Raw genomic sequence first — 1,744 nt, 5'->3', positions numbered from 1 at the left:
CTCGTACTCCCCCGGCGCCCGCGACGCCGATCCCTGTCGCCCCCCAGGTCGTCAGGTCCCACTCCTGCTGTTGAATGGCCCAACAGCTCCCCACGCGGGGTGGTTCTGCTCGGTGTACCGGACGGCTGGAGGCGCGAAATGGCAGGAACCCGACGGCGCGGTGTGGGGCGCTCGAGGCCCACGCTCGAAGAGGTCGCGGCCCGCGCGGGGGTGGGCCGCGGCACCGTGTCCCGGGTGATCAACGGCTCGCCGAGGGTCAGCGACCGCACCCGTACGGCGGTCGAGCAGGCGGTCGCCGAGCTCGGGTACGTGCCCAACCGGGTGGCCCGCGCGCTGGCCGCCAACCGCGCCGACGCGGTCGCCCTGGTGATCCCCGAGCCCGAGACCCGGCTCTTCGCCGAGCCCTACTTCTCGGACATCATCCGCGGCGTCGGCGCCGAGCTCGCCGAGGCCGATCTCCAGCTGCTGCTGACCCTCCTGCGCACCCCCAAGGAGCGCCAGCGCTTCGCCGAGTACCTTTCGGCGCACCGGGTGGACGGGGTGCTGCTGGTCTCCGTGCACGCGGACGACCCGCTGCCCGACCTGCTGGAGCGCATAGAGATGCCCGCGGTGCTCAGCGGCCGCCGCTCCGCCCATGAATCGGTCCCGTACGTCGACTGCGACAACACGGGCGGCGCCCAGTCCGCGGTCGAGCACCTGATCGGGCGCGGGCGCGCCACGGTCGCCACGATCACCGGGCCGCTGGACATGTACGTGGCACAGTGCCGCCTCGACGGCTATCGCGCGGCGATCCAGGCGGCGGGTCAGGAAGTGGACCCGGCGCTGATCGTGGCCGCCGACTTCACCGAGGAGGGCGGCCGCCGGGCGATGCGCGAGCTGCTGGAGCGCCGCCCGGAGCTCGACGCCGTCTTCGCGGCCTCCGACGTGATGGCCGCCGGCGCCCGCCAGGTACTGCGCGAACAGGGCCTCCGGGTGCCGGACGACGTGGCCCTCGTCGGCTTCGAGGACTCGGCCGTCGCCCGCCATATGGACCCGCCGCTGACCAGCGTCCGGCAGACCACGGAGGAGATGGGGCGGGCCATGGTTCGGGTGCTGCTGGAGGAGATCGAGTCCCAGGGGGAGCGCACGTCGAAGCGGCCGCAGCTGGTGCTGCCGACTGAGCTGGTGCGGCGGGGGTCGTCGTAGCTGCGGTCGCTGACCGCATATGGGGCGACTGCGCTTCGCCTGCGCCTGTGCGCCGTCTCGCGGCATTCGGTTCGGGCGGGTGCGGGTTTCGTCTCGGACCCTCCGGGGCCAAAGCGCCGGCAGGAGGAGGGAAGGGGGGCGGCTGGCCCGTTGTCCTGCTTCCTCGGTCCGACGGGTGGTTGAGCTTACGACTGGCTCCGCTGCGCTCCGCCGCAGCTGCTGCCGCGCGGTGGCCGGCCGGTCGGTCCAGCGGTGCGCTGCGTCGGGGCGCGTGAGCGTGACGTACGGGTCGGCGATCGCTGGTCGGCATGGTCCGGACGCCGCGTGCGGGCGTCGTCTCGCGCCTTCGGCGCACAGCGGCCGGCAGCGGGAACGGGGAGGGGGCGCCGAGGCATCGTCGCCGTCCGGCCCGACGGGCTCTCATCGGTCGGCGGGCGGTGGGGCGGTGGGTGGTCGTCCGGAGCGGTGGGGGCTGGTCCGGTCGGGGGCTCTCCACCCGCCTGCTCTTAAAAAGATGCTTGCTCTGTATCAAGTACCGCATCAAGTGGTTTTCTGAGAG

At 73.1% G+C, this 1,744-nt stretch carries 1 protein-coding gene; it reads left to right on the top strand.

Annotated features, from left to right (window positions below; all coding sequences use genetic code 11):
* Nucleotides 1–138 precede the first annotated feature (138 nt).
* Entirely contained in the window at nucleotides 139–1,185 is a 1,047-nt protein-coding gene (locus ACWDSL_RS53270) for a LacI family DNA-binding transcriptional regulator (RefSeq protein WP_089506953.1), read from the top strand.
* Nucleotides 1,186–1,744: the final 559 nt, after the last annotated feature.

The sequence above is a fragment of the Streptomyces sp. NPDC000941 genome (assembly GCF_053599555.1).
Note: the sequence above shows the minus strand (reverse complement) of the source record. Positions and strands in the feature narration are given on the sequence as shown.